This is a genomic window from Acinetobacter sp. YH12023 (genome assembly GCF_013420135.1).
GTDB classification, from domain to species: Bacteria; Pseudomonadota; Gammaproteobacteria; order Pseudomonadales; family Moraxellaceae; genus Acinetobacter; species Acinetobacter amyesii.
This window is the reverse complement of the sequence record NZ_VOYU01000004.1, coordinates 252,061-278,724: the sequence shown is the minus strand read 5'-3', so window position 1 is coordinate 278,724 and position 26,664 is coordinate 252,061. Positions and strand designations below refer to the sequence as shown.

The window sequence follows — 26,664 nt, the reverse complement described above, 5'->3', positions numbered from 1 at the left end:
AATGATCTGAACGTTAGGCAGCATCAGCTTTTGCGGTTAAACATTAAAAAAACCTCATAAAAAAAGCCCAGAGTTGATCTGGGCTTTAAAAATATGGCGAAATTAAATTCAAAACGGCTTACATACCTAAAATTTTCAGAATACTGTTACTATCTGAGTTGACCAATATGTAGTCATTATTGATTTTATACCATTGCTGATTACGCGATGGTTTAGGTAAGTTATGGTCTTTATAATCGACTTTATAACCATTACCACGATAATGCTGTGGCATCACATAGCCCGTTTGCCATTTATGTTGTTGCAAACGTTTGACTCCACGTTGTTCACGCATACGGCGTCGATCTTCAAGATCGTCATCGTCCTGATAACCACGGAAATCACGATCTTTTTTCATTTGACCATATGCATTGCCGCGTGGGCCATCAAAGCCACGTTCATCGTTCTTGAAGTGAGGCGCTGCAGACGTGATGCTGCTTGCTATTAAAGCACTGAAAGAAATAGCCAAAATTGGCAAAATCTTTTTCATGTTCAACCCTCATGAGTAATTTATCTTCAATATCACTACTGTACGCATTAAATGCAGAGAAACTGTGAAGAAAGATGAATATTTCTTTAAATAAAACGAAGAGATTGCGGATATTATGCGATAAATTTCGCGCTGAGAACAATCTTTCCATCTTGAAAGAGATGGTCCGATAATGCGCGCTTTTTATCCTTGCAATTCAGCTTTGATTAAATTTGAGGTCTATTGTAAGCACGATCAAAACAGCCCATCAAGTCTTGACAGGCAAATGAGGGGAGAGATGAAAGACTGAAAATGTTGAGTAACTTCGGGTTTTAGTACCACTGCTCGTTTAGGCATTGGAGTGAATAAATTGCTTGAGCCACATATTCAGCTTGCTCGGCATCGTCCATTGCAGAGATCAAATTTTCAGTCAGTTGTAAGTTTTCAATTGAACGAATGGTTTCAATTTTGCGTGTTTGATCAGCCATTTGGGTCTCCTTGCCGTCGGTCTATGTCATGGCAAGCAGTCTATGCTTTTATATTTAATTTGAAAAACCGAATATTATTATAAAAATAATTTAAAAATACGATCAATGGCAGGTTGGGTAATGAAGCTGTCTATTGATCAAAGCTTGTTGAATTTCAAATGCTAATCTAAGAGTTTAAAAAAAGGGCATCAAATGGCCCTTTTTAGTTCTAAATGTGTCACTTGGAACGTAATTAGTATGCGTATTTCAGGTCGGTATAATCCGTTAATGATTTTTGAATATGAGCTTGAATAAATTCATTAATATCTTCAGGTGTCATTGCTGCACCTTGTTTGGTAATCACATGCTCAAACGGTGCTTGATCTTGCGCAATGATGCGATAAACAAAGTTAGTGATCACTTGAAAGCCTGCTTCTTGCTTTTGAATGCAAGTGACATAGAAATAGGCATGCTCAAAGTTTAAGTCAGTATGCGAAAAAATAAATTGTTCAAATAATTTTGCATTTTGACCGACGTCTAAGCCTTTTAAATCGTCCACGATACTCGGGTCGAATTTCATGCCATATTTTGCTGAAATCGGTTGACCATCGACCAGTAGGTTAACCATGCCATCCTCAGTTGGAGTCACTGTAATATTGCTAAAGTCAGACATGTATCAATCCAATGTTTTTAAAGAATGCCCCAAGTATCGGCAAATTTGCTAAAAACTCAAGTCGACTTTCGCGTGGTCACTGCAAAATCAGTCGGTTAATGATGCGTTGTAAAGATTCAAGACATAAAAAAAGGAAGCGCGATCTTCCTTTTTAAATTGGGTTTTCACCCTATTCATCTTGGGCATCTATGCTAGCACCGGTTAAATGCAAGCTGTCGTCACCCATTAAATATAAATATGCAGGCATGATGCTTTCAGGCGTAGGCAAAGTTTTTGGATCTTCGTCTGGATACGCCTTTGCACGCATGGCAGTACGTGTCGCACCGGGATTAATGCAGTTAAAACGAATATTGGGGTGTTCATTTTCTTTGGCGAACAATGTACTCACGGCTTCAATGGCAATTTTTGAGACCGAGTACGCGCCCCAACGTTCACGGGCTTCACGTCCCACACCCGAACTGGCAAAGACCACTGAGGCATGCTCAGATTTTTGCAGTAATGGCATTAGCTCTTGAGTCAGTACAAAAGGCGCACGAAGGTTCACCGCCATAACATCATCCCATACATCTACAGGATAATGTTCTAGTTCAGTCCGCTCACCCAAAATCCCGGCATTATGCAAAATGCCGTCAAGGCGTCCAAATTGCTTTTCTAAGGTATCGACCAACAGCTCATAATCACGAGGAGAGGCACTAGACAGTTGTAGCGGTAAAATCGCCGGTTGGGGGGCACCCAATCCTTCAATTTCATCGTAAATCACTTCTAGTTTATTCAGTGTGCGTCCATGTAAAACCACGGTTGCGCCATGTAAGGCATAGCTGAGGGCAGCCGCACGGCCAATACCATCGCCCGCACCTGTAATCAGGATAATGCGATCTTTGAGCAGATCGGGGCGAGGTTGATATTCTGAATATTTCATCCGTACCTCCTCGTTTTATTTTGTTGTGTTCTATCGTTATAAAGTCGCTGTGTTTAGCGTTTTCGGTTTGATAACCAAATCATGAATGACTTCATGCAATTCAGCAACAGTCTTCACTATACAATCTGCATGCCAAGCTGTTAAGTCATCTTTGTGTTGTAAAGGTAAATAGCCATAAGCCGCAAGAATTGTGTACATCTGCGCATTACGACCGGCATCGATATCACGTGGATGATCACCGACATAGATACAGTCTTGAGCATCTAGATGAATGTGCTTGGCTGCTAAATACATCGGCTCTGGGTCTGGCTTGGTTTTACTGACATCGTCTGGGCAAACCAATACCGAGCAGCGTTCAGTTAAATTCAACGCTTTGAGCAACGCTTCACTGAGTGAACGTGGCTTATTGGTGACAATGCCCCACGGAATTTGATGTTGTTCTAACTCTGCGAGTAGTGGATACATGCCTTCAAATAGATCGGTATCAACTGCAATATCAGCACCATACAGATCTAGAAAGCGTTGACGATGTGCCAGAAAGACAGGATCTTCAACGTCTAACTCTGGATAGACCAGTTTGACCATCGCACGCGCGCCTTCAGATACTTGTACACGAATATCTTCTGCACTGACCACCGCAATGCCTTTGTCACGGCACATGTCTTGAATAATACGAATAAAATCAGCCGCGGTATCAATCAGTGTACCGTCAAGATCAAAGAGTACAGCTTTCATTAGGCTTCTTTCACCGTATGAACCATGTAGTTCACATCCACATTCGGTGCGAGCCAATAGCGTTTGGTGATCGGGTTATAATGTAAACCTGTCATATCTTTGAGTTTTAACTCGGCTTGACGAATATCATGAGCTAATTCTGAAGGTTTAATAAACTTGGAATAATCATGAGTGCCTTTCGCCAACATGCGTAAAACATATTCCGCACCAATAATCGCAAACAAATAGGCTTTAGGATTACGGTTAATGGTGGAGAAGAATACATGACCACCCGGTTTTACCAGTTTTTGACACGCTAAAATAATTGATGCTGGATCAGGTACATGTTCGAGCATTTCCATACAGGTAACGACGTCATATTGACCTGCTTGTTCTTCTGCCAATTGCTCTACAGGCACTTGGCGATATTCAATATTTTGCACATTTTCTTGTTCGGCATGTAGGCGTGCAACATTTAATGGCGCTTCGCCCATGTCGATACCCAATACTTGCGCACCGCGACGTGCCATGCTTTCAGCTAAAATACCGCCGCCACAGCCAACATCTAATACTTTCTTGCCAGTGATACCATTTGAATGCTCATCAATCCAGTTCAAACGCAGGGGATTAATCATGTGCAAAGGGCGGAACTCAGAATGCTGATCCCACCATATGGCTGCGAAAGCTTCAAATTTGGCAATTTCTTGTGGATCAACATTCAATTGCGACATCGGTTGCACCTCAATCAAGTCTTTATATTTTAGAAAAAAGTTTATGGGAGTTAGTGTAGCGCGTCCTGAAAAAAAAGCGATAAAAGCCTTAAAAAAGTTCACAGAATGAAAACGAAATCGACAGATTTGATTTATAGTGTTGCCATAAACTAATCATAATGATTTTGAGGACGATAAGTTCAATGAAAAAATTCCTTTTAGGCACGATTACAACAGCTATTTTGGCTTTTTCTGGCAGTGCGATGGCAGCGCAATTTGTCGCGGGGACTGATTACACAGTTATTCCAAAACCGATTAAAGTCGAACGTCCGGGTAAAATCGAAGTTCGTGAGTTCTTTTGGTACGGTTGCCCACATTGCTTTAAATTAGAACCGCATATGCAAACGTGGTTAAAGCAATTGCCTAAAGATGTACGTTTTGTCCGTACACCTGCAGCAATGAATCCACTTTGGGAACAAGGCGCGCGTGCTTACTATGCATCGGAAGCACTGGGTGTTCGTCAAAAAGCACATTTACAATTGTTCCATGACATTCATGTGGGTCAAAAAAATATCTTAGAACAAGGCGCATTTGCTAAGTTCTACACCCGTTATGGTGTTCCTGAAGCGAAATTTAACAGCACATTTAAATCATTTGCTGTGTCTTCAAAAATTGCTCAAGCGAAAAACTTAGCGGCTCAATATCAATTGAGCGGCGTGCCTGCGATTACCGTCAATGGTAAATACATCGTACAAGGTGAAGATGCACGTACCGTTGAAATCGTGAAATTCCTTGTTGATAAAGAACGCAAAGCGAAATAACAGATGTCATAAAAAAGCCGCACTCGATGCGGCTTTTTTATGGCGATAAATTTTGTGGATCAGAGATTTGAGCCAAAGATCGATCCCAATGTAAGATGCCACGAAATAAGAGCTGAACTTGAGTCTGAGCTTGGCGGCGAAATTGTTGTAGCGCATCAGTACGTTGTGGAAGGTCAATATGTCGATGTAAGTCAATCCACTGCATTGCCCAACTTAAGGCCAATTCAAACAAAATTTGTCCCAATACTTTGAGGTCTTGTTCGGATTGAATATGTTGAGTCGCTTCAACTTGAGCCAGTGCATGGGCCAAATCGGTACTGAGAAAATTAAACTCACGAGTAATGGCTTGTCTTAACAATGCTGAACCACCCCAACGTTCAGCAATAAGAAACATCCATGCCTCAGGAAATTGCTCAACGGCATGAAATAAATAATCCAGACTTTGTCGTGTGCGTGCATCTGGTGCTTGAAAGCATTGCTGACTCAGTTGATTGAGGACATTCCGAAGGTGCAGGGCCATTTGGTCGACTAGTTCCAAACCGAGTTCGTCCATGTCTTGAAAATGGCGATAAAATGCAGCGGGGACCAAGCCAACATGACGGGAAATTTCGCGTAAGCTCAGACTGCTAAAAGAACGGCCTGTGGTACTCAATGCAAGCGCTGCATCAAGGATAGCTTTACGACTTTGTTGCTTACGTTCTTCCCGTATCGACATGCAATTCGTCCTGAATATTGCGTGGCTTCAGTCTAACAAATTTCCTGATGACGTACGACGGTCCTATCAAAACTTGGTTGAATGGATTTTGTAAATGCACACGAATGCGTCCCGAATCTGGCTGTACCTTCTGTTATAATGTACCGCAATCAATTTTGTCAGATTAAGGACTCATCATGCGTATCGACCAACGAGCATTAGATCAATTACGTGAAGTAAAAATTACCCGTAACTACACACGTTATGCGGAAGGTTCTGTATTGGTCGAATTTGGTCATACAAAAGTTCTTTGTACTGCAAGTGTCGACAACTCAGTACCGCGTTTCCTTAAAGGTAAAGGTCAGGGTTGGGTGACTGCTGAATATGGTATGTTACCTCGTTCAACACATACACGTACTGACCGTGAAGCGGCACGTGGTAAACAAAGCGGTCGTACTCAAGAAATTCAACGTCTGATTGGTCGTAGCTTACGTGCGATGGTCGATTTGAAAAAATTGGGTGAAAATACAATTAGCATCGACTGTGATGTGATTCAAGCAGATGGCGGTACACGCACAGCATCAATCACAGGTGCAGCTGTTGCTTTGGTCGATGCGATGAATGTCTTGCTTGAAAATAAAAAAATCAAACAAGATCCGCTTAAAGGCTTAGTTGCAGCTGTTTCTGTAGGTATGTATCAAGATGAAGCATTACTTGATCTTTGCTATGAAGAAGATTCAAACTGCCAAACTGACTTAAATGTGGTCATGACACAAGCAGGTGAGTTCATTGAACTTCAAGGCACAGCTGAAGACAAACCATTTACGCGTGCACAGTGTAATGAAATGCTTGAATTGGCTGAAAAAGGCATTCAAGAATTGATCAAAAAACAACAAGAAGCTTTAGGCTGGTAAGTTGTTTGATTCAGTTTAAACTGAATAAAGAGCGCATCTTCGGATGCGTTTTTTTATGCGCTGAATATAGAAAATCCAACAAGAATCGGCTATTAAGTAGCGTGTCTTTGACTCAAATTAATAGGATCAGAATGCTTTGAAGGACTAAAAATGAAAAATTGGATGATGTATTTTTCTTTATTCAGCGTATTTTTGATCAGTGGTTGTGATTTTTTGGGGAATCAGGATCAAGAGCGTGAAGGTGGTCGTTTTTCTGAACAAAGTGAAAACTCAAAAGATCAGGACGATGATCAAGATGAGCGCGAGCAGCATGAAGACGATGCGGAGCATGAAAAGGACTCTGAACATGAAGATCAACGAGGTGCAAAACAACAGCAAGATGATGATTAAGTCATGCTAGAGGTTAAGCAGAAAAAAGGGTGCGACAGCACCCTTTATTTATGTTTAGAGTAAGCCTAGAGCTTAGGCATTAAAGCGCATCGATAAATCAATCGCTGTGACATCTTTGGTAAGCACACCCATCGAGATATAATCGACCCCTGTCGTTGCCACTTCACGTAAGTTTGCAATGGTGATATTGCCTGAGGCTTCAAGTTTGCAGCGACCATTCACATGTTTGACGGCATCAATCATTTGTTGCTGACTAAAGTTATCCAACATCACAATATCCGCACCTGCTTCTAACGCTTGGTTGAGTTCATCCCAAGTTTCGACTTCAACTTCCACAGGTTTGCCCGGTGCAATGGTATGCGCTTTAGCAATAGCTTGGCTAATGCCACCAGCAGCCATGATGTGGTTTTCTTTAATCAAAAAGGCATCAAATAAACCTAAGCGATGGTTTTGACCACCTCCGACAGCAACTGCATATTTTTGTGCAATACGTAGGCCTGGTAAGGTTTTACGGGTATCGAGTAAACGAGTATTCAAACCTTCAAGCTGCTGGACATAGGCAGCAGTTTTAGTCGCTACTGCAGATAATGTTTGTATAAAATTTAAGGCTGGACGCTCAACCGTGAGTAAACTACGCGCAGAACCTGCGAGTTTTAAAAAGGCTTCGCCTGCGGCAACACGGTCACCGTCATGTTTCAACCATGTGACTTGTACACTTGCATCAAAAGTTTGAATGAGCGCATTGACCCACGGTTGCCCTGCTAGCACCATATCTTCACGGCTGATAATCGTTGCAGTGGCCTGTTCATCTTCTGGAGTTAAAAGGGCAGTGATATCGCCTTCGCCAATATCTTCTTGTAGTGCGTGTTGAATATTGATTTGGATAGATTGTTCAAGCAAAGATTGCGATATGCTCATAAGAAATTCCGTATCTTTTTAACCCGAGAAAATGTGCGCGCTATATTAGCATTGTTCATGAAAAATGAGCGATTTTTAACTCCTTTCACAGACTTGAATTGAGATTTCAATGTGAAAGTTTTAGCATTAAACCTTTCAAGTAGGGCTCGGCGTTTTGATCTGCAGCATTGCAGGCCGGCTTAGATACAGGATTTTTTTATGTCACAAGCAACAACATTTCAGGTGCAGGATGGGCAATTGCTAGGTGCGCGTCAAATTCCATCACCGAATTTTAACCAGCGTCCTGAAGATACCGAAATTCAGCTTGTCGTCATTCATAATATTAGTTTGCCACCTTCTCAGTTCGGCGGTGGTTATATCGAACAATTTTTCCAAAATCAGTTGGATTGGTCGAAACATCCTTATTTTCAAACTATTGAAGGGATGCAAGTATCGACACATTTATTGATCCTGCGCACAGGCGAAGTTCTACAGTTTGTCAATTTTAATGATCGAGCTTGGCATGCAGGTCGCTCAACCTATTTAGCACAAAAAGAATGCAATGATTATTCGATAGGCATCGAACTCGAAGGAAGTGATGATTTACCTTTTGAAGCTGCACAATATGCCGTGCTGACAGAGGTCGTGGCGTGTTTACAACAGGCTTATCCTAAAATTCAACAACATATTGCAGGGCATTCAGATATTGCACCGGGACGTAAAACTGATCCAGGTCCATTTTTTGAGTGGAACACTTTTCGTCAACAGCTGCATCATTTTAAAAACAAATAAACAATACATACTGCGTTTAATAAACCAATGAAATTCCTTGACGAGTTTCATTACAATAGGCGCACTTTCAAAAGTGAGAAATACCGATGGCGCTTTGGCGTTCGACAGTCATTGTCAGTGCAATGACTATGTTGTCCCGTGTATTGGGACTGGTACGGGATATTGTCCTGTTAAATGTATTTGGTGCAGGTAAAGACTTCGATACCTTCGTGGTTGCCTTTCGTATTCCTAACTTTTTTAGGCGCTTATTCGCAGAAGGGGCATTTTCACAAGCCTTTATTCCTGTATTGACTGAATATAAAACCAGTCGAACCCATGCCGAAGTCCAGATTCTGATTAGCCGTGTTTTTGGCTGTTTAGGTCTGGTGATGACTAGTTTGACGTTCATCGCGATGGTGGCGGCACCTGCCATTATTTATATCTATGCACCGGGTTTCCATGGTGATGCAGACAAGTTTGCGTTAGCTACCGATATGTTCCGCCTAACGATTCCTTACTTACTGTTTATGTCTTTAACGGCATTTGCCAGCAGTATTTTGAATAGTTATGGCTCATTCAGTACACCTGCGTTCGCTCCAGTGTTACTCAATGTCGCGATGATTGCCGGTGCGCTGTGGTTAACCCCTTATATGGCTGAGCCAATTATGGCTTTGGGTTGGTCTGTTGTCGCGGCAGGATTCTTGCAATTGGCGATTCAGATTCCAGAGCTGTGGCGTAAAAAATTACTGATTCCACCGAAAGTTGACTTCAAACACGAAGGTGTTGATCGGATCATGAAGTTGATGCTGCCAGCACTGTTTGGTGTCTCAGTGACGCAGATCAACCTACTGTTGAACACCATTTGGGCGTCTTTTATGCAAGATGGTTCAGTATCATGGCTATATAGTGCTGAACGTATGACCGAGCTACCTTTAGGTTTGATTGGGGTAGCTATTGGTACCGTGATTTTACCGTCATTGTCTGCACGCCACGCTGAACAAGATCAGGACAAATTCCGCCGTATGATTGATTGGGCAGCTAAGGTCATTATCTTGGTGGGTGTGCCTGCCAGTATTGCGCTTTTCATGCTCTCTACACCTATTATTCAGGCCTTATTTGAACGTGGTCAATTTAGCTTTGAAGATACACAGATGACCGCATTGGCATTGCAATGTATGAGTGCCGGTGTGATTTCATTCATGCTCATTAAAGTGTTTGCACCAGGGTTTTATGCGCAACAAGATACCAAAACTCCAGTACGTGTAGGTTTAATGGCGGTCGCAGCCAATGCCATTCTTAATGTGGTGTTTATTGGATTCTTTAAACTGATTGATTGGCATGCTGAGCATATGGCCTTGGCATTGGCATCCTCTGGTTCCGCATTAGTGAATGCAGGGATGCTGTATTTTTATTTACATAAGCGCAATATTTTCCGTTTTGGTGCGCATTGGAAAAAACTGGTGATTCAGTTTGCGATTGCCAATGCTGTGATGATTGCTGCTCTGTGGTATGGCTTAACATGGTACAACGGTGATGTGTCTGCGTGGATGCGTGTCGCGGAAGTGATCATCTTATGTGTGATTGGTGTTGCTGCTTATGGTATTGCCTTAATTGCAACAGGCTTTAGACCACGTCATTTAAAACCATAAAGCTAAAACCATATAACGTAGTAAGTTTACGTGGATGTAAAAAAATAAGAGCCCATAGGCTCTTATTTTTTTCATTGACACTCAAGATGATAAAAACGTACGTTTCATATCCATAAGTCTAAGGGGGTAATTTGTAGTTTAAAACGACATACAATCCGTCGCCTAAACTTTTCCTCGAGAGAGGAAACCAACAATTGCGAGAATAACTGCAATAACCAAAAGAATAACAGCAAAGTCTTTGGATAAGCCTGCCACACCACCAAAACCTAGCAGACTCGCAATCAATGCAATTACAGCGAAAATAATAGCCCAGCGGAACATAGTTTTATCTCCATGTGATTTTTTATTCTGTATGCTCATTATAAGAGGCTAAAAAAACCTACTCTGTAGTCTTTTGTTTATTTAATGTTCAATATTCGGTAACTTAAACAAGGAATTAATGTGCAGGTTCAGTTAATATGCCTGCCACCTTTGTTGCGAGCGAGAAGATGACCGATACTCTACGCCCACATTTTTGGAAAAAGCATCCTTTGACTGAACTCACCCATTTGGAGTGGGAGTCACTCTGTGATGGTTGCGGGCTTTGCTGTTTAATTAAGCTTGAAGATGAAGATACTCATGAGGTTGCCTACACCAAAGTGGCATGCAAACTTTTAGATTGTGAAAAGGCATCTTGCTCCAATTATCCAAATCGTCAAACACATGTTCCAGACTGTATACAGCTGACGCCACATCAGATTCACCAATTTCATTGGCTACCACCGAGCTGTGCTTATCGTAGAATTTCTGAAGGTAAAGATTTACCACGTTGGCATTATCTAGTGACGGGAAATCGTGACAGTATTTTGAAGGCACGAAAGTCTGCCGCAGGGCGTTGCATCAGTGAAGAAGACGTCAACCCTGACGATATTGAAGATTATATTGTGCGTTGGGTACGCTAAAGGACACAGATACGCTCAATTTTGGATCTAGAGTTGATCTTGTATCATAGCCAGAAAGTCTTGTTCTGACAGAACCTGAAAACCGTGCTGTTTGAGGAGTGCTGTGGTTACCCCATAGCCTTCAATTTTCGTACGGGTAAAGCTGCCGTCATAAATATAATGGCTGCCGCAAGACGGGCTGCGATCTTTCAAGACAACAACATCAACTTTGTGTAATTGGGCCAATTCTAACATTCGTTGAGCACCTGCAATAAATTCAGCACTAACGTCTGTCCCCAAAACATCTTTAACTTGAGCTGTACCATTGAGCACATCAGTGGCTTGACCATTTTGAATTTCTGCAGGAAAACGTGGACAGCTCAGGCCGCCCATCATTTCTGGGCAGGCCGTAATGACTTGGTGAGTCTGCATCAGTTGGCAAATCGCTTGTTGTGTATTCGATTTGGCATCATAACGAACGGGTTGGCCTGCCAGACAGGCACTGACTAAATACTTCAGTGTCATCGTGTCATGCTCCACAAGTTTTAGTGACTCAAAAGTTCCATCGCATGGTCATAACTGAGCGGACGATAAAAGTAAAAACCTTGTCCAGTATGACAATTACATTCTTTTAAGGTATCGACCTGTTCCGGTTTCTCTATACCTTCGACTAATATATTCAGGGAAACACTCGCACCAATTTGTGTAATCGCTTTGACAATGGCAAGTGCTGAACAGTCGGTATGCATGCGTTCCACAAAATTACGGTCTATCTTAATACAGTCGACAGGGTAATTACTCAAACGTGTTAATGATGAATGACCTGTACCAAAATCATCTAGAGAAATGTGTATGCCATGCTCTTTTAATAAATGGAGAGCGCGAATCACATAATTTGAGCCACGTTCTGACAGGCTTTGCTCGGTAATTTCGACCTCAATAATATCTGGTGATATACCAAACTGCTTTAAGCGATTCAGTAATTTTTCCGCATAGTCATCACGTAAAAATTCGACAGGTGCAGCATTTATTGAAATCGGTAGCGGTTGCAGTCCAAGTTCAATCCATTTTTGAATATCTTGAAAGATTTTAATTTGCATTGTTTCACTAATGCGTGAAGCTAATTCATAATCTTGAAATGCAGCAAAAATTTGAGAAGGTAATTGTAATTGTTGGTCTTTATCATACCAACGTAACAAGGCTTCAAAGCCGATAACTTGACTGTCAGAAAGACGAACTTTGGGCTGATAAAACGGAATAATTTGATTGGACTTAATCAAGCTGCGTGCAAGCGTTAATTGGCGAGTAGTATTTTCAAGGGTTTTGAACATAGTATGGTTGAACATTCGTACACCACCACGACCACTGCTTTTTAAATCATTTAGCGCAATATCAGCACATTTAAGTAAATTGGAGGTATTTTGTGCATCGCGAGGGTAGATCGCACAGCCAATACTCATACCAATGTTGATACTTTGCCCATTATAGAAAATGGGCATGTCCATTTGCTGACAGGCGATGCTGGCAAAATTCTGTAATTGTTGTTGCGATTTTAAATTTGGAATAGAAATGGCAAATTCATCGCCACCTAAACGTGAAACTACAATATTTGTATCAAAACATTGCTGAAAACGCTGCCCAAGGGTATGCAGTAAATGGTCTCCTGCACTATGACCTAAGGTGTCGTTAATATGCTTAAAATAATCTAGATCGATTAATAACAAACCCAGTTGTTGCTGATGTTCTCGCGCCACTTTTAATTGGCTTTTAAATACTCGACTAAACGCACGGCGGTTTAATAAACCTGTTAAATCATCTCGTTCAATGATGCGTTGAAGTTTATTTTCTGCAAGTCGCTGTATCGTAATATCACGTGATACACAGAGGATTTCTTTGACTTGGCCAGATTCGTTGAATACTGGGCTGAGCATATTATCCCAATAAGCCAAGGGTTCATCTGCTACTTGGCTCATGCCGACAAAGCGAGATATTTTACCTTCTTTGGCTTCGGCAAAAGCATTCAAACACGCGTCACGGACTTCTTCAGGCAGTAATTTATGCCAAGACATACCAAACTCAGTTTCAGTTAGAGGTACGCCCAGAGCTAAACATCCCGCGCGGTTCATATGCAGAACATGACCGTCTAGACTTAATAATTTTATACAGTCGACACTAGCATCTAACATTTGATTACGACTATTCAGTTTTTCTCGTAATTCAGCGAATTGATTATCTTGTAATTGTATATTCTTGGCTTGGGGCATTTTTTGAAATAAATTTATAGGTAGATCAATGCCTTGTTGAACTTGAACGATTCGCTTTTGCTTTGTTGATTGCTTCATACAATCTGTCCAATTGGGTCAGGCAAGTCTAAAATGGGATATCTTGCCGATGATACTTTAATTTGATCAATAAGGGCTAGGATGTCTTGTTACATTATAGTTAACATTCGCCTAAGCTTTTTTACATGCAAGATACTTAAATAACGACATTAAACCACTCTCCTAAATTGAATACCGAATAAAGCAAAGATTCTGCCAAGGCAGTGTTAGAATAGAAAAAACGTCCCCAATTGCCGGAAACGAAATAATAAGATGTCAGACAGCCAAATTCCTCTTCCTGAACGCATGCGTCCTCATGATTTATCTCAAATTATTGGACAAGATCACCTTCTGGGTGAAGATGCACCGTTACGCCAGATGATTGACCAAGGGCATTTGCCATCGATTATTTTTTGGGGACCTCCGGGTGTAGGTAAAACCACGATTGCATTGTTGTTGGCGCAGGCTGTTGACCGACCATTTATTAGTTTATCTGCGCTCAATACTGGGGTGAAAGAGTTACGTGAAATCATCGCCGATGGTGGAGATTTATTGACACCTGTGGTGTTTATTGATGAAATTCATCGTTTTAATAAGTCACAACAAGATGCCTTACTGAATGCAGTTGAAAAGGGCAAAATTACCCTGATTGGTGCAACCACAGAAAACCCTTCATTTGAAGTTAATAATGCCTTATTGTCGCGTTGTCAGGTGTATACCTTAAATGCTCTAGATAATGACGCAATTCAGCGCTTATTGGATCAAGCCATTCAGCAAGATTCGTTTTTAAAAGAGCGTTATATTCAAATCGAAGAATATGAAGCTTTATTTCAATTTGCCGCAGGTGATGCTCGTAAAGCATTAAATCTTTTAGATTTAATCGCCAGTACGTTTGAGCCAGACTTAGAAAATATCATTAACAATGCGGTGGTAGTCAAAGTTGCGCAGCAAAATATTGCACGCTATGACAAATCGGGCGAACAGCATTATGATCTAGTTTCGGCTTTTATTAAGTCGATTCGAGGCAGTGATCCAGATGCCGCTTTGTATTGGATGGCTCGAATGCTCAAAGGTGGTGAAGATCCTGTTTTTATTGCCCGTCGTATGTTGATTGCGGCATCTGAAGATATTGGCAACTCAAATCCAAATGCTTTACTGTTGGCTGGAGAATGTTTCCGATCTGTGCAGGCAATTGGTATGCCTGAATGTCGAATCATTTTGGGGCAATGTGCGGTGTATTTGGCAACCAGTGCTAAAAGTAATAGTACTTATTTGGCCATCAACAAAGCCTTAGATTTGGCTGAAAAAACCTCGAATCTACCTGTGCCACTACATTTGAGAAATGCACCAACCAAATTGATGAAAGAGCAAGGCTATGGCGTGGACTATTTATATCCACATAATTATCCTGAACATTTTGTCATGCAGGACTATATGCCACCTGAACTGAAAGGCACTAAGCTGTATGAGTCTGCACGCAATAAACGTGAAGTCGAAGGTGAGCGTTTGCAGCAACGCCGTTGGATGCAACAACAACAGCAGCAATGATTTGAATGATCATAATGGGAAGGCGCTTCGGCGCCTTTTTTATGCCTATTTCACGCAAAAAAAAGCCCAACTCAAGGCGAGCTGGGCTGAAAAAATAGGATGTCTTTGGGGAGATACATCCTAGAGGGTAGATGGAAAATCTGGTCGGCATACACATTGGAAACTTATAGATCCTCGTGCTGCCTGGTATGTAGCTATCTTAGTGTGAACTTGGGTAAATGTGAAACAGAGGTTTTTTATGGTTAACATTTGTTTTTTCGATCATGGATTAATCGAGTAATATTTCATTAAAAAACCGAGCTAAAGAGCTCGGTTTTTATAATCGATGGACGATTTAGATATCAGAAAGGTCGATACCTAAACGTGCAGCAACTTCTTCATAAGCTTCAACTACACCGCCTAAACCTTGACGGAAACGGTCTTTGTCGAGTTTTTTCTTAGTGTCTTTGTCCCATAGACGGCAGCCGTCTGGAGAGAATTCGTCACCTAGTACGATACGGTCGTGGAACACGCCAAATTCAAGTTTAAAGTCAACAAGCAGCATGTTGCCTGCATCGAATAGACCTTTAAGTACTTCGTTTACTTTATAAGTCAATTCTTTCATTTGAGCGAGTTGTTCTGCAGTCGCCCAACCTAATGCAATCGCTTGTGATTCATTCACCATTGGGTCGCCTAACGCATCGTCTTTGAAGAACAATTCGAAAGTTGGCGGAGTAAGTTCTTTACCTTCTTCAACGCCTAAACGACGGCAAAGTGAACCTGCTGCATAGTTACGAATTACGCACTCTACAGGAACCATAGTCAATTTTTTCACTAAAACTTCAGTTGGAGAAAGAAGTTTTTCGAAATGAGTTTCGATACCAGCCGCAGCCAATTTTTCCATGATAAAGGCGTTAAAACGGTTGTTCACCTTACCTTTGCGATCCAGTTGTTCAATTTTTTCACCGTTGAATGCAGAAGCATCGTCACGGAAAACTAGGATGAGGTGGTCAGAACTATCTGTTTCATAAACAGATTTCGCTTTACCAGTATAGAGCAAGGTTTGTTTTAACATGAGGGAACCTTTTTCGAGAAAAAATGCCTAGTACGACTAGGCTGGCCAATTTTGGTAAATCTGAGCTAACAGATCTGCAGCTTTTTCTTTGTCTGCAAAACTGTTATCGGCATTGAACACAGCGATGTTATTGCTTGAACCTACAGAAGAAAGTCTTAAGACATAGGTCTGCTGATCGACCTTGACGGTTACTTCGTAACGGTTTTTGCTCTGACCAACAATGGTATGGTTAAGGCTGCTGAGGGTAGCAAGTGTGTATTGCCAAATTGTAGCAGAATTTCCTTCAACTTTGATCAGTGGATTTTGATTTCCATCCACCAATAGTTGAGGGCGGCTAATATTTGTACTGTCTGTTGAGGAATCTGCGACGACATTATTTTTTTCCGCGGCTGGACGCGGAAGGGCATAGCGATTGCCACGCTTATTTTCAAGCTTTGGTGCATGCTCAATTGCTAGTGGGTCAACAGATGGAGCAGGATACAAAGGCGTTGCAGGACGAACCATCGACCCTTCAGGGTATTTCAGCGGTTCAACATCTGTGGTTTGTTTATAGTCCAGTGTGCCATTATTAAAGGCAAGTGAACTACAACCGGCTAATGTAAATACTGAAAGTGCCAGGCTAAGTCCTAAACGTAATTGCATGATGTTTGCTCTTCTTTATTTGATAACGCCCGCAGTGATGAGTGCTTCACGAAGCGGAGTACGATATTGTTCTGCAAGGGGTGTTAATGGTAAGCGAATGCCTGTTTCAATCAGGTTCATCTCATGAAGTGCCCATTTCACAGGAATTGGGTTCGATTCGCAAAATAAAATTTGATGTAAATTTGCAACAGTATTGTTTTGTTGCTCGGCTTGGACTGCGTCACCCGCCAAAGCGCTTGCACACACTTCGCTCATTTCTTTTGGCGCCACGTTCGCAGTAACCGAAATGTTGCCTTTAGCACCTAAACCCATTAACTGATAAGCTGTTGCATCATCACCTGAGTACACCACCATATCTTTGCCTTTAAGGCCTTCAATGAGTTCTTGACCACGAGGAACATCGCCAGTGGCGTCTTTAATGCCCACGATTTGTGGAATTTCAGCAAGACGGATCACGGTGTCGTTGTGCATATCTACACCAGTACGGCCAGGTACGTTGTATAAGATTTGAGGTAAATCAACCGCTTCAGCAATCGATTTGTAGTGTTGATACAGGCCTTCTTGGGTAGGTTTGTTATAGTATGGTGTAACTAATAATGCCGCATCTGCACCTAATTCTTTGGCTTCTTTGGTGAGTTCAATTGCTTCGTGGGTTGAGTTTGCACCTGTGCCGGCAATAATTGGAATGCGTTTGTTCGCCACACGGATGATTTCTTTGATCACCTGAGTGTGTTCGGCCATGCTCAAGGTAGAAGCTTCACCTGTAGTCCCAACAGCAACAATACTATTGGTGCCTTGCTTTATATGCCACTCAACCAGCTTCTCGAGGCTCTTCCAATCTACGCTGCCATCTTCAAACATTGGGGTGACGATTGCGACAATTGAACCTTGAATGGTCTGAGCTTGCTGAGTCATTTTGAAAAGCTATCCTATTTGTCCATCCGACAAGATGAAATATTGATTTCTGGATGGTTTCGAATTTTGATTTGTAGCATGTTCATTGGGCTATACCCAAATTGAATAATGCTTACGCAAATTATGACTGATCAAACGCATAAGAACAATATGCTTTGGTCAAAGCCATAAAATTCTTTATACAAATCAAACTTAAAACAATCAAGTGTAAAATAGCGGTTTTTTTGCAGCCTGAAAATTGTTCAGCAAGGGCTGAATCTTGAAAATGTGTTATTCAATCGAGAGGGTTGGCATGGTTGATGGGATTGATTAAATCATCAGCAAAAGGTTGATCTATGTGTATTCCGTGCTTTTTAATCAGAATTTAAGATTAAATAACAATGACTAAAGATTTAAAAACTATATCAATTCGCTCGGGTTTTATTACAAATGATTGTTAAAAACTTGGGTAATAATCTTTTTTATATCTAATAGAAATAGACATGTTTTTATGAGTGTTTAAAAAGATCGCTTGATTTGACTGTTCATTGCACGATTCATATTTTTTTATTTTAAATTTTTAATTGTTTTTACGACTTTGTGACTTAAAGCACAAAAACTATTACACCATGCACGTAATCCAATTTTGGACGAAAGGCTTCAACTTATTGGTAGTTATATCCTTTATAAGGCTCAGCGATGATGCGACTTAATTTGAACGCTGATGACAACAAGGATTCTCCAATGGAAAAGTCAGATAATAAGCATGCTATTGTCACGGTAGCAATCTGCTTCCTTATTGCCGTAATCGAAGGTCTGGATATTCAGGCTGCAGGTATTGCAGCAGCAGGGATTCGTGAATATTTCGGGCTGGATAGCTCGCAGCTAGGGGTGTTTTTTAGTGCCGGTATTTTAGGATTATTACCTGGTGCTTTGTTGGGTGGTCGGATTGCAGACCGAATGGGCCGTAAAAAAGTATTAATTTGGTCTACGGGGATGTTCGCCATCTTTACCTTATGTACGGTATGGGTAAATAGCTTCCATAGCTTACTCGCTGTACGTTTTCTTGCAGGTGCAGGTTTAGGTGCAGCAATGCCAATTTTAATTACCTTGGCATCTGAAGCGGTAACGCCACAAAATCGTGGTCGTGCAGTCGGTTTGATGTACTGTGGTATGCCTGTGGGTGCGGCAATCTTGTCATTAGTTGCAATGACGAACTTCGGTGCAAACTGGAAAAATATTTTCTATTTAGGCGGTTTATTACCGATTGTTGTTATTCCATTGATGATTTGGTTCCTGCCCGAATCGCGTGAATTCTTGAAAGCCAAAGATCAAGCGGTTCAAGCGACTGCCAATGGTGAAGTGCAACAAGGTGCTTTCAAAAACCTCTTTAACACAGAAAACCGTTTACGTACTTTCTCAATTTGGGTGAGCTACTTCTTCACCTTGATGGTGGTGTACATCATGTTGAGCTGGTTACCGTCGTTGTTCACCGAACTCGGTTTCACTCGTAAAGATGGTGCAACTGCGCAGTTCTACTTCATGGTGAGTGCAACCATTGGTACGATCATTTTAGGTATGTTGACTGACCGTTGGAAGAAAGCTTATGTGATCATTTTGATGTACGGCGGTATTTTGGCAGGTCTATTTGCGCTGAATGGTGCAGGTTCATTGACTCAAATGTACATGGCGTCAGCTTTAGTCGGTGCATTCGTGATTGGTTGTCAAGGTGTACTGTATGCCTTCGGTGGTATCGTGTATCCGACACAGTTACGTGGTACGGGTGTTGGTGTAGCTTCAGCCGTTGGTCGTGTCGGTGCAATGTTAGGCCCTGCAATTGCGGGTCAGTTATTGGCAGCAGGTTTTGGTGCGGCAGGGGTGATTACCGCGGCAATTCCATGTATCGCAATCTCTGCAATATTTATGTTGTTATTGGTACGTCGTATTCCATCATAAGGAACATGCCATATCAAAAAAAGCCCGCATATTGCGGGCTTTTTTATGGCGACAATAGAAGTCGCACTAATGCTTTAAGCCAAGATAAATAAACGTATTTGATGTAAAAATACAGTAGAAAGAGAAAACAAAAAATCAACGTAGAGGGGCTATGTCAGCAAGAAAACTGGTCGCAATTTTTAAAGTTGATCAACGTGAATTTAGTTTGTATCTACATCAGCACGAATTTATCTTGGAACTCAAACCTGTATTTCAAAGACATCGCCAACATCCGAGACAAAATGCGTGGTTAGCCTTTGCCGATGAACCTACCCTAGAAGATGTTGCTGAAAATATTAATGCATTTGAGGTCATGCAACAGACACGCAGCCATTTATTAAAATATATCTTTCAACATCAACCGCGATATTTTTATTTTCATGCTTCGACTCGGCGAAAAGCCCGTATTTACCCACGCTTTGCACAACGTTTGGTTGAGCATTTGCCCAAGTATCGGTATTGTCAGGAAGGACAGTCATTTTATTTTTACGCACAGGACTGAATACTCAGGTTTTTAAAATATGAGCGAATCAGTAGAGTCGCCGATAATGCATGACAACGGATGGAGAGATATGCAAAAAAATACAGCGCTGATTGTGGTCGATGTACAAAATGGTTTTACCCCGGGTGGTCAGTTGGCTGTTGCCAATGCCGATCAAATTATTCCAGGGATTAATCAACTGGGGCAATACTTTACGAATATTGTGCTGACTCAAGATTGGCATCCAGCCGACCATATCTCTTTTGCTGAAAATCATCCTGAGCATGTACCTTATGACAGCATAGAGCTGAATTATGGAACGCAAGTATTGTGGCCGACGCATTGTGTACAAGGCACACAGGATGCCGAATTGCATCCTGATTTAAATTTACCAACGGCGCAGCTAATTATCCGTAAAGGTTTTCATCAGCATATCGACAGCTACTCTGCTTTTATGGAAGCAGATCAGAAAACTTCAACAGGTTTGGCGGGCTATTTGCGCGAACGTGGTATTGATACAGTCTTTGTGGTGGGGATCGCCACGGATTTTTGTGTTGCATGGACGGCAATGGATGCACGTAAGCTTGGTTTTGAAACTTTTGTGATTGCTGATTTGACCAAAGGGATCGATTTACAGGGTTCGCTTCAGCATGCATGGCAAGACATGTTGGCGAATGGGGTGAAGCGTATTTACCTGAAAGATATTGTGCAGCAGCATGCACAGGCATTATCTTTGGCATGACCCAGTGGGCTCAGTTGAGAAAAGGCACAAGGGTGTGCCTTTTTTTGTCCCTGTTTTTAAATGGAAGATGCCTATGTCGGCTTTCTTAAAATTCACTCAATTTGTGCAGAAAACATTTGCGATTTGGGTGGTGCTGTTTGCAGCGCTCGCCATGTTTTTTCCTGATGTATTTGTTTGGTTAAAAGCATATATCCCATGGATGCTAGGCATCATTATGTTGGGTATGGGCATGACCATGACACTGCAAGATTTTAAAAGTGTATTGCAAAGTCCTAAAGCTGTGATGATCGGGGTTTTGGCACAGTTTATTGTGATGCCGGGATTGGCATTTTTCTTGTGTAAATTATTACAACTGCCGACAGAAATCGCGATCGGGGTCATTCTTGTCGGTTGCTGTCCGGGTGGAACGGCTTCTAATGTCATCACCTATATGGCAAAAGGCAATACCGCATTATCTGTTGCCTGTACCTCTGTTTCGACATTACTCGCCCCGGTTTTAACCCCTGCGATTTTCTATTTGCTGGCAAGCCAATGGATTGAAATTAATGCGGCATCGATGTTGGTTTCAATTTTACAAGTGGTTTTATTTCCGATCATTGTGGGGTTAATGATTCGAACTGTCTTTAAGCACCGAGTGGATGCCTATATACAGGTCATGCCACTGGTTTCTGTTGTGGCAATTGTGGCGATTGTGGCGGCAATCATTGCGGGTAGCCGAACACAGATTTTGCAATCAGGTTTACTGATTCTTGGGGTAGTTGCCTTACATAATGGCTTGGGCTATCTATTGGGCTTTTGGGCCAGCCGCCTATTTAAATTACCCTATGCAGACTGTAAAGCAGTATCAATTGAAGTCGGGATGCAAAACTCAGGTTTAGGTGTGGCATTGGCGGCGACCCATTTTGCCGTTTCACCTTTGACCGCTGTGCCGAGTGCGATTTTTAGTTTGTGGCACAATATCTCGGGTCCTGCACTGGCAACCTATTGGGCAGCACGGACGAGTGAGCCCAAAGCATCGGAACAAGACAAGCCTGTGCAATAAACAAAAAAATTCAGTAATAGAGGGTAATCTCCCTCTTTTTTTATGTCGAAAATAAATTTTACGATTTGATGAACAGTGTTTTAGGGAATTGCATGCTTTTTTAATTGATTAATGCTATTTGTAACATAAGTGTCATCTCCGCTGCCTAACATGCCGGCAACCACTTTAGATATAGACTGTTTCAAGCAGCATTGAGAGGGTATGCAACATTTTCAGCATTCATCAGAGACCTATTATAATCGTGAATTGTCGCTTTTAGATTTTAATCGGCGGGTCTTGGCTCAGGCACTTGATTCAAGTTTACCGTTACTTGAACGCTTAAATTTTCTTATCATTTTTTCACGCAATTTAGATGAATTCTTTGAAATTCGCATTGCGGGGCTGATGAAACAACGAGATTTGAATGCGATTGCACGGACGCCAGATGCCATTCCGACTGAAGTGGTCTTAGATGAACTTTCCCAAGTGATTCATGACACGGTTGCAGAGCAATACCAGACCCTCAATCATGCTGTATTGCCTGCATTACAAAGTGAAGGCATTCGCTTTATTCAATTTAAAGATATTTTAGAAAAACATCGGGCGTGGATTAGCCATTATTTTAGTAAAGAAGTTCAACCAGTTTTAACACCAATTAGCTTAGATCCATCGCATCCGTTTCCACGCTTGGTCAATAAAAGCCTCAACTTTATTGTGAGTCTAGAAGGCAAAGATGCCTTTGGTCGTGCCATTGAAATGGCAATTGTGCCTGCGCCACGCTCATTGCCGCGTTTAATCAAAATGCCCGCCGAGGTTGAAGGCAGTGCAGAGACACAAATTTTCCTGACCGCCATTATTCAGCAACACATCAATGACCTATTTCCGGGGATGAAAGCGACGGGCTGTTATGCCTTTCGAGTGACACGCAATGCAGATTTAGTTCTGGCTGAAGATGTGGATGACTTGGCGGTGGCATTAAAAGATGAATTGTCTTCACGGCGTTTTGGTCGGGCAGTTCGCTTAGAAATTGAAGATGATTGTCCGCAAAGCATTATTGATTATTTGTTAGATGAATTTGATTTGAGTGAGCAGGAGCTCTATCGCATTGACGGCCCGATCAATTTATCGCGTCTCAGTACCAGTTTTAATCGACCTGAACTGAAATATCCGGTCTATACACCGATTATTCCTAAAGTTTTTCGTAAACAAACCGCGATTTTTGATGTATTAAAAACACAAGATGTGTTGTTACATCATCCGTTTGACTCCTTTCAACCGGTCATCAACTTATTACGTGAAGCTGCAAAAGACCCTCAGGTATTAGCCATTAAGCAAACGCTCTATCGTAGTGGGCCAGATTCGGACATCGTACAAGTTTTAGCGGAGGCGGCACGCAACGGCAAGGAAGTAACCGCCGTCATCGAACTTCGGGCGCGGTTTGATGAAGAATCCAATATTACCGTGGCCAACTTATTGCAAGAAGCGGGCGCTGTCGTGGTGTATGGCATTGTGGGCTATAAAACCCATGCCAAGATGATTTTGATTGTACGCCGTGAAAATAATCAGTTGTTACGCTACGCCCATTTGGGAACAGGTAACTATCACGCAGGCAATGCGCGGATGTATACCGATTATGGCCTGATGACGACGCATCCCGATATTTGCGAAGATGTGCATCGTATGTTTCAGGAATTGACCGGTATGGGCAAGATGGCAAAGCTGAAAGCCTTACTGCATGCACCATTTACCCTGCATACTGAATTACTGAAACTGATTGAACAGGAAATTGTTGCCGCACAAGCGGGAAAATACGCAAGAATTATTGTGAAGGTCAATGCACTCACGGAACCGCAACTGATCGCTGCTTTGTATCGTGCATCGCAAGCAGGGGTACGTGTAGATTTAATTATCCGTTCGATTTGTTGTTTGATTCCTCAGGTCAAAGGTATGTCTGAGAATATTCATGTGAGATCTATCGTTGGACGCTTCTTAGAGCATACTCGAGTGTATTATTTTGAGCATGCAGGCGAAAAACGATTGTACTGTGCCAGTGCCGATTGGATGGGACGTAACTTATTTTCACGGGTCGAAACCTGTTTTCCCATTTTGGAAAGCCGTTTGAAAAAACGCATTATGAAAGATTGTTTACTTAACTATTTGGAAGATAATCAAAATGCATGGGAAATGCAGTCGAATGGGCAATGGGAGAAAGTCGCGGTTGAAGCAGCTACCGAACCGCATAACGCGCAAAAATATTTGATTGCACAGAAAATTTCGACTGTTTAAGACAAAAAATCCCGACTTAAGTCGGGATTTTTGATTTCGCTCAAACCTTTACGAGGCTTTTGACTGTTTGGATTTTAAAATTTCAGTTCTGAAGTTTTGAGCCAATTCAGCGGCATCACTGTCCATACCATTGAGCATAAACGCATGACGCGTCAACACATTGGTCGGATTTGGCAAGCTGACCAATTGGAAATGATCTGAAATCTCTTTGAGCAAAGTTGTCGGCACATGAATGGCACTTTCTTTGGCAACCAATTGTTGGACTAAACGCTCAGCCGCTTGTACAGAAGACAATTGCATGGCTTCGACAGAGCTTGAAATCGCGCTACGGGTTTGTAAAACGAAACGTTTTTCTTCACGGTAGCGTTTATATAAAACATCAGAAAGCAATTGGAATACTGAGCTGATCATGGTGAGGCAACGCAGCGCATCTGGAGTGTCAGCGGTCATGCTGATGGTTGCACCATGTTCATCAAACTTATGTACCGTACTGATGTCAGAACTGTTCAATTTATAATGTTGAACACAGAGTTCTGTGGTTTTATTCAAGAAAATTTGGCAGAGATTAAAATACGGCACAGACACGGTTTTGTTGACGCTATCGAGAAGCTGTTTCGGATCATAAAATTGAATATTTAATGCCAAGCTGTTGCTGTCGAGAACCACTGGTTTCATATCTTTATGCTGTTTTGCTTTGGCTTGCGCATTTTGCTGCGCTTGAGCAATCGCCACAGCGGCATTATGTTTTTCTTGTTCTAAGGCCTGCGCTAGCGTTTGAATTTCGTGTTTTAGACGTGATTCATTGTTGATTCGCGCTAAATATTCAGTACGACTTGGACGTGCAATGGCACGATACGCCAACCATAACAAGCCATGCAAGAATAATGAAAATAGAATCGCAGCCCATTGCGTACGTAAGATTTCACCAATACTTGGTTTAATTAAGGTGATTTCAACCGTTCCGACTTTCTTTTCGTTTTGCAGCGCATCTCGAACAAAGATTTCACCATCACGGGTTTTGGTCAAACCGCCTGTGGCCAAAACTTGATTATTGGCATTTAAGATGCGGATGGAAGCCACGCTCGGGTTGGTTGCATAGCGGTCAGCAAGTAAGGCTAATGATACGGTATTGGCCGGCTCAAGCTCAGATAGGCTGTCTGTAACCAATTGACTGGTCATCAGTTGTCCCTGACTGGCACGGTTTTCGTTCAGTTGGTGGGTTGTTGCCAATACCAATAAAAAGGTATGCAAAGCAAAACAAACTACTAATAGGCTAGCAAATAGCCCTTGTCTAGGCGCATTCAACGTAAACTTCCAAGGCAATTCTATTCAATTTAGATTATGATTCTTACATTAGTTGTAGCTCAGACCCGAGTCAATTCATGCGAGAAATCATTCTTATATCACTTTTAGGACCTGACCAACCTAATCAATTTACACGATTAATGCAGGTTTTGTCCGCACATTCCTTACAGATTTTAGATGTCGGACAAGCAGTCATCCACAATCAGCTGACTTTAGGTATTGTTGTTTCGTCGGAAGACCAGACTGCGACAGCATTAGCCATGAAGGAAATGTTGATTTTAGCACATGATATTGGCTTAACTGTGCGCTTTAAACCAATCTCTACAACAGAATATCAACAATGGGTAAATGAGGGAGGCCGCACACGCTATATCGTTACGGCACTTGCGCCAGAATTACAGGCGTCTCATTTACAGGCAGTTACAAATATTGTGTCGAGCCAAGGCTTCAATATTGAAACTGTGACGCGTTTATCTGGCCGTCCAGAGTTAGATGGATCAAGCGAAGGTCCGCGCCGTGCCTGCGTTCAATTTGGTTTAAAAGGCCAAATGTTGGATGCCACTGCAATGCGTGCAGCATGTTTACGTCTATCTACCGAACTTGGGGTAGATGTTGCCGTTCAAGAGGACAATGCTTACCGTCGTAATCGTCGTTTGGTCTGCTTTGATATGGACTCGACGCTGATTGAGCAAGAAGTGATTGACGAATTGGCGATTGAAGCGGGTGTCGGCGCTCAAGTGGCTGAAATCACTGAACGTGCTATGCAAGGTGAACTCGATTTCCAACAAAGTTTCCGTGCACGTGTGGCACTGCTCAAAGGTATGGATGCTTCGGTATTGCCTAAAATTGCAGAACGTCTGACCATTACAGAAGGTGCGGAACGTCTGATTTCAACGCTGAAATCACTGGGATATCGCACAGCTATTTTGTCAGGTGGTTTTCAGTATTTTGCCGAATATTTACAAGCAAAACTGGGTATCGATGAAGTGCATGCCAATGTACTGGACGTCCAAGATGGCGCGGTAACCGGTGAAGTGAAAGGCCATATTGTGGATGGTGCTCGCAAAGCCTTCTTGTTGACTCAAATCGCTGAAGAAATGGGGATTTCATTAGAACAAGCCATTGCAGTCGGTGATGGTGCGAATGACTTGCCAATGTTATCTTTAGCCGGCTTAGGCGTTGCCTTCCGTGCGAAACCTTTGGTGCGTCAAAATGCTAATCAAGCCATTTCAAGCGTGGGTTTAGATGGTGTTCTTTACCTGCTTGGTGTGCATGATAAAGATTTGAATCGTGCTTAAAAGCATTTAATTCATACAAAAAAACGCAGC

28 protein-coding genes are annotated in these 26,664 nt (G+C 42.0%); 13 read left to right on the top strand and 15 right to left on the bottom strand.

The genetic code is table 11. From position 1 onward, the window contains the following. Positions 1-118: 118 nt before the first annotated feature. From FTT92_RS06620 to ubiG, 6 genes are all read right to left on the bottom strand, one after another. Positions 119-529 (bottom strand): RcnB family protein, encoded by a 411-nt coding sequence (locus tag FTT92_RS06620; RefSeq protein ID WP_078193274.1) that lies wholly within the window; start codon positions 527-529, stop codon positions 119-121. A 311-nt stretch (positions 530-840) separates the two neighbouring features. Next, positions 841-996: a hypothetical protein gene (locus FTT92_RS06615; protein WP_180171701.1), complete on the bottom strand. Its 156-nt coding sequence runs from the start codon at positions 994-996 to the stop codon at positions 841-843. A 232-nt stretch (positions 997-1,228) separates the two neighbouring features. Next, positions 1,229-1,648, bottom strand: a complete 420-nt coding sequence (locus tag FTT92_RS06610) for a hypothetical protein (RefSeq protein ID WP_111885093.1) — start codon at positions 1,646-1,648, stop codon at positions 1,229-1,231. A 169-nt stretch (positions 1,649-1,817) separates the two neighbouring features. Beyond that, on the bottom strand, positions 1,818-2,567 hold the full coding sequence (locus tag FTT92_RS06605; RefSeq protein WP_078190639.1) for a YciK family oxidoreductase: 750 nt from the start codon (positions 2,565-2,567) through the stop codon (positions 1,818-1,820). A 36-nt stretch (positions 2,568-2,603) separates the two neighbouring features. Further along, on the bottom strand, positions 2,604-3,302 hold the full coding sequence (locus FTT92_RS06600; RefSeq protein ID WP_078193272.1) for an HAD family hydrolase: 699 nt from the start codon (positions 3,300-3,302) through the stop codon (positions 2,604-2,606). Beyond that, on the bottom strand, positions 3,302-4,012 hold the full coding sequence (gene ubiG, locus FTT92_RS06595; RefSeq protein WP_078190637.1) for a bifunctional 2-polyprenyl-6-hydroxyphenol methylase/3-demethylubiquinol 3-O-methyltransferase UbiG: 711 nt from the start codon (positions 4,010-4,012) through the stop codon (positions 3,302-3,304). The genes FTT92_RS06600 and ubiG overlap by 1 nt, the downstream gene beginning before the upstream one ends. A 182-nt stretch (positions 4,013-4,194) precedes the next feature. Between ubiG and FTT92_RS06590 the strand changes: the two genes are divergently transcribed. Beyond that, entirely contained in the window at positions 4,195-4,812 is a 618-nt protein-coding gene (locus FTT92_RS06590; protein ID WP_078190636.1) for a thiol:disulfide interchange protein DsbA/DsbL, read from the top strand. 37 nt (positions 4,813-4,849) lie between these two features. Here FTT92_RS06590 and FTT92_RS06585 read toward each other — a convergent pair whose 3' ends face one another. Further along, a complete protein-coding gene (locus tag FTT92_RS06585; protein ID WP_180171700.1) occupies positions 4,850-5,527 on the bottom strand; it encodes a TetR family transcriptional regulator in 678 nt (225 codons plus the stop codon). A 176-nt stretch (positions 5,528-5,703) separates the two neighbouring features. Here FTT92_RS06585 and rph point away from each other — a divergent pair, with 176 nt between their 5' ends. Both rph and FTT92_RS06575 read left to right on the top strand, forming a co-directional pair. Continuing rightward, the gene (gene rph, locus FTT92_RS06580) at positions 5,704-6,420 is read left to right on the top strand and encodes a ribonuclease PH (protein WP_078193269.1); all 717 of its coding nucleotides are present in this window, start codon (positions 5,704-5,706) and stop codon (positions 6,418-6,420) included. A 150-nt stretch (positions 6,421-6,570) separates the two neighbouring features. Beyond that, positions 6,571-6,810, top strand: coding sequence for a hypothetical protein (locus FTT92_RS06575; RefSeq protein ID WP_180121127.1), 240 nt, complete (start codon positions 6,571-6,573; stop codon positions 6,808-6,810). Between the two features lie 72 nt (positions 6,811-6,882). On the opposite strand, the gene nadC is transcribed toward FTT92_RS06575, so the two are convergent. Then, positions 6,883-7,728, bottom strand: coding sequence for a carboxylating nicotinate-nucleotide diphosphorylase (gene nadC / locus FTT92_RS06570; RefSeq protein ID WP_180171699.1), 846 nt, complete (start codon positions 7,726-7,728; stop codon positions 6,883-6,885). 198 nt (positions 7,729-7,926) lie between these two features. On the opposite strand from nadC, the gene ampD reads away from it, so the two are divergent. Continuing rightward, entirely contained in the window at positions 7,927-8,499 is a 573-nt protein-coding gene (gene ampD, locus FTT92_RS06565; protein WP_180101697.1) for a 1,6-anhydro-N-acetylmuramyl-L-alanine amidase AmpD, read from the top strand. A gap of 86 nt (positions 8,500-8,585) precedes the next feature. Beyond that, positions 8,586-10,127: a murein biosynthesis integral membrane protein MurJ gene (gene murJ, locus FTT92_RS06560; RefSeq protein WP_180092649.1), complete on the top strand. Its 1,542-nt coding sequence runs from the start codon at positions 8,586-8,588 to the stop codon at positions 10,125-10,127. A 162-nt stretch (positions 10,128-10,289) separates the two neighbouring features. On the opposite strand, the gene FTT92_RS06555 is transcribed toward murJ, so the two are convergent. Further along, positions 10,290-10,448: a DUF1328 domain-containing protein gene (locus FTT92_RS06555; RefSeq protein ID WP_005006601.1), complete on the bottom strand. Its 159-nt coding sequence runs from the start codon at positions 10,446-10,448 to the stop codon at positions 10,290-10,292. A 167-nt stretch (positions 10,449-10,615) separates the two neighbouring features. Between FTT92_RS06555 and FTT92_RS06550 the strand changes: the two genes are divergently transcribed. After that, positions 10,616-11,068 (top strand): YcgN family cysteine cluster protein, encoded by a 453-nt coding sequence (locus tag FTT92_RS06550; protein ID WP_180171720.1) that lies wholly within the window; start codon positions 10,616-10,618, stop codon positions 11,066-11,068. A 27-nt stretch (positions 11,069-11,095) separates the two neighbouring features. Here the strand turns inward: FTT92_RS06550 and FTT92_RS06545 are convergent, their stop codons facing one another. Both FTT92_RS06545 and FTT92_RS06540 read right to left on the bottom strand, forming a co-directional pair. Then, the gene (locus FTT92_RS06545; RefSeq protein WP_078193265.1) at positions 11,096-11,572 is read right to left on the bottom strand and encodes a DUF523 domain-containing protein; all 477 of its coding nucleotides are present in this window, start codon (positions 11,570-11,572) and stop codon (positions 11,096-11,098) included. A 20-nt stretch (positions 11,573-11,592) separates the two neighbouring features. After that, on the bottom strand, positions 11,593-13,389 hold the full coding sequence (locus FTT92_RS06540) for an EAL domain-containing protein (RefSeq protein WP_180171698.1): 1,797 nt from the start codon (positions 13,387-13,389) through the stop codon (positions 11,593-11,595). A gap of 252 nt (positions 13,390-13,641) precedes the next feature. Here FTT92_RS06540 and FTT92_RS06535 point away from each other — a divergent pair, with 252 nt between their 5' ends. Beyond that, positions 13,642-14,916, top strand: a complete 1,275-nt coding sequence (locus FTT92_RS06535) for a replication-associated recombination protein A (RefSeq protein ID WP_180008611.1) — start codon at positions 13,642-13,644, stop codon at positions 14,914-14,916. Between the two features lie 334 nt (positions 14,917-15,250). Here FTT92_RS06535 and purC read toward each other — a convergent pair whose 3' ends face one another. Genes purC through dapA form a run of 3 tightly spaced genes read right to left on the bottom strand, consistent with a single transcriptional unit; the run spans position 15,251 to position 17,527 of the window. Further along, the gene (purC, locus tag FTT92_RS06530; protein ID WP_078190626.1) at positions 15,251-15,970 is read right to left on the bottom strand and encodes a phosphoribosylaminoimidazolesuccinocarboxamide synthase; all 720 of its coding nucleotides are present in this window, start codon (positions 15,968-15,970) and stop codon (positions 15,251-15,253) included. A gap of 36 nt (positions 15,971-16,006) precedes the next feature. Then, entirely contained in the window at positions 16,007-16,612 is a 606-nt protein-coding gene (locus tag FTT92_RS06525; protein ID WP_078193263.1) for a lipoprotein-34 precursor (NlpB), read from the bottom strand. Between the two features lie 15 nt (positions 16,613-16,627). Continuing rightward, a complete protein-coding gene (dapA, locus tag FTT92_RS06520; protein WP_180171697.1) occupies positions 16,628-17,527 on the bottom strand; it encodes a 4-hydroxy-tetrahydrodipicolinate synthase in 900 nt (299 codons plus the stop codon). Positions 17,528-18,250: 723 nt separating this feature from the next. Between dapA and mhpT the strand changes: the two genes are divergently transcribed. The 5 genes from mhpT (at position 18,251) to ppk1 (ending at position 24,031) form a co-directional block, all read left to right on the top strand. Further along, positions 18,251-19,462: a 3-(3-hydroxy-phenyl)propionate transporter MhpT gene (mhpT, locus tag FTT92_RS06515; RefSeq protein ID WP_180171696.1), complete on the top strand. Its 1,212-nt coding sequence runs from the start codon at positions 18,251-18,253 to the stop codon at positions 19,460-19,462. 151 nt (positions 19,463-19,613) lie between these two features. Continuing rightward, positions 19,614-20,003: a hypothetical protein gene (locus FTT92_RS06510; protein ID WP_180084462.1), complete on the top strand. Its 390-nt coding sequence runs from the start codon at positions 19,614-19,616 to the stop codon at positions 20,001-20,003. A 70-nt stretch (positions 20,004-20,073) separates the two neighbouring features. Beyond that, positions 20,074-20,724 (top strand): bifunctional nicotinamidase/pyrazinamidase, encoded by a 651-nt coding sequence (pncA, locus tag FTT92_RS06505; RefSeq protein ID WP_078193259.1) that lies wholly within the window; start codon positions 20,074-20,076, stop codon positions 20,722-20,724. Between the two features lie 73 nt (positions 20,725-20,797). Further along, positions 20,798-21,766 carry a bile acid:sodium symporter family protein gene (locus FTT92_RS06500; protein ID WP_111885107.1) on the top strand — a complete coding sequence of 323 codons (969 nt, stop codon included), beginning with the start codon at positions 20,798-20,800 and terminating at the stop codon, positions 21,764-21,766. Positions 21,767-21,967: 201 nt separating this feature from the next. Further along, the gene (ppk1, locus tag FTT92_RS06495; protein ID WP_180171695.1) at positions 21,968-24,031 is read left to right on the top strand and encodes a polyphosphate kinase 1; all 2,064 of its coding nucleotides are present in this window, start codon (positions 21,968-21,970) and stop codon (positions 24,029-24,031) included. Positions 24,032-24,079: 48 nt separating this feature from the next. Here ppk1 and FTT92_RS06490 read toward each other — a convergent pair whose 3' ends face one another. Then, on the bottom strand, positions 24,080-25,336 hold the full coding sequence (locus tag FTT92_RS06490; protein WP_078190618.1) for a hypothetical protein: 1,257 nt from the start codon (positions 25,334-25,336) through the stop codon (positions 24,080-24,082). A 77-nt stretch (positions 25,337-25,413) separates the two neighbouring features. Between FTT92_RS06490 and serB the strand changes: the two genes are divergently transcribed. Then, positions 25,414-26,634, top strand: a complete 1,221-nt coding sequence (gene serB, locus FTT92_RS06485; protein ID WP_111885109.1) for a phosphoserine phosphatase SerB — start codon at positions 25,414-25,416, stop codon at positions 26,632-26,634. The last annotated feature ends 30 nt before the right edge of the window (positions 26,635-26,664 follow it).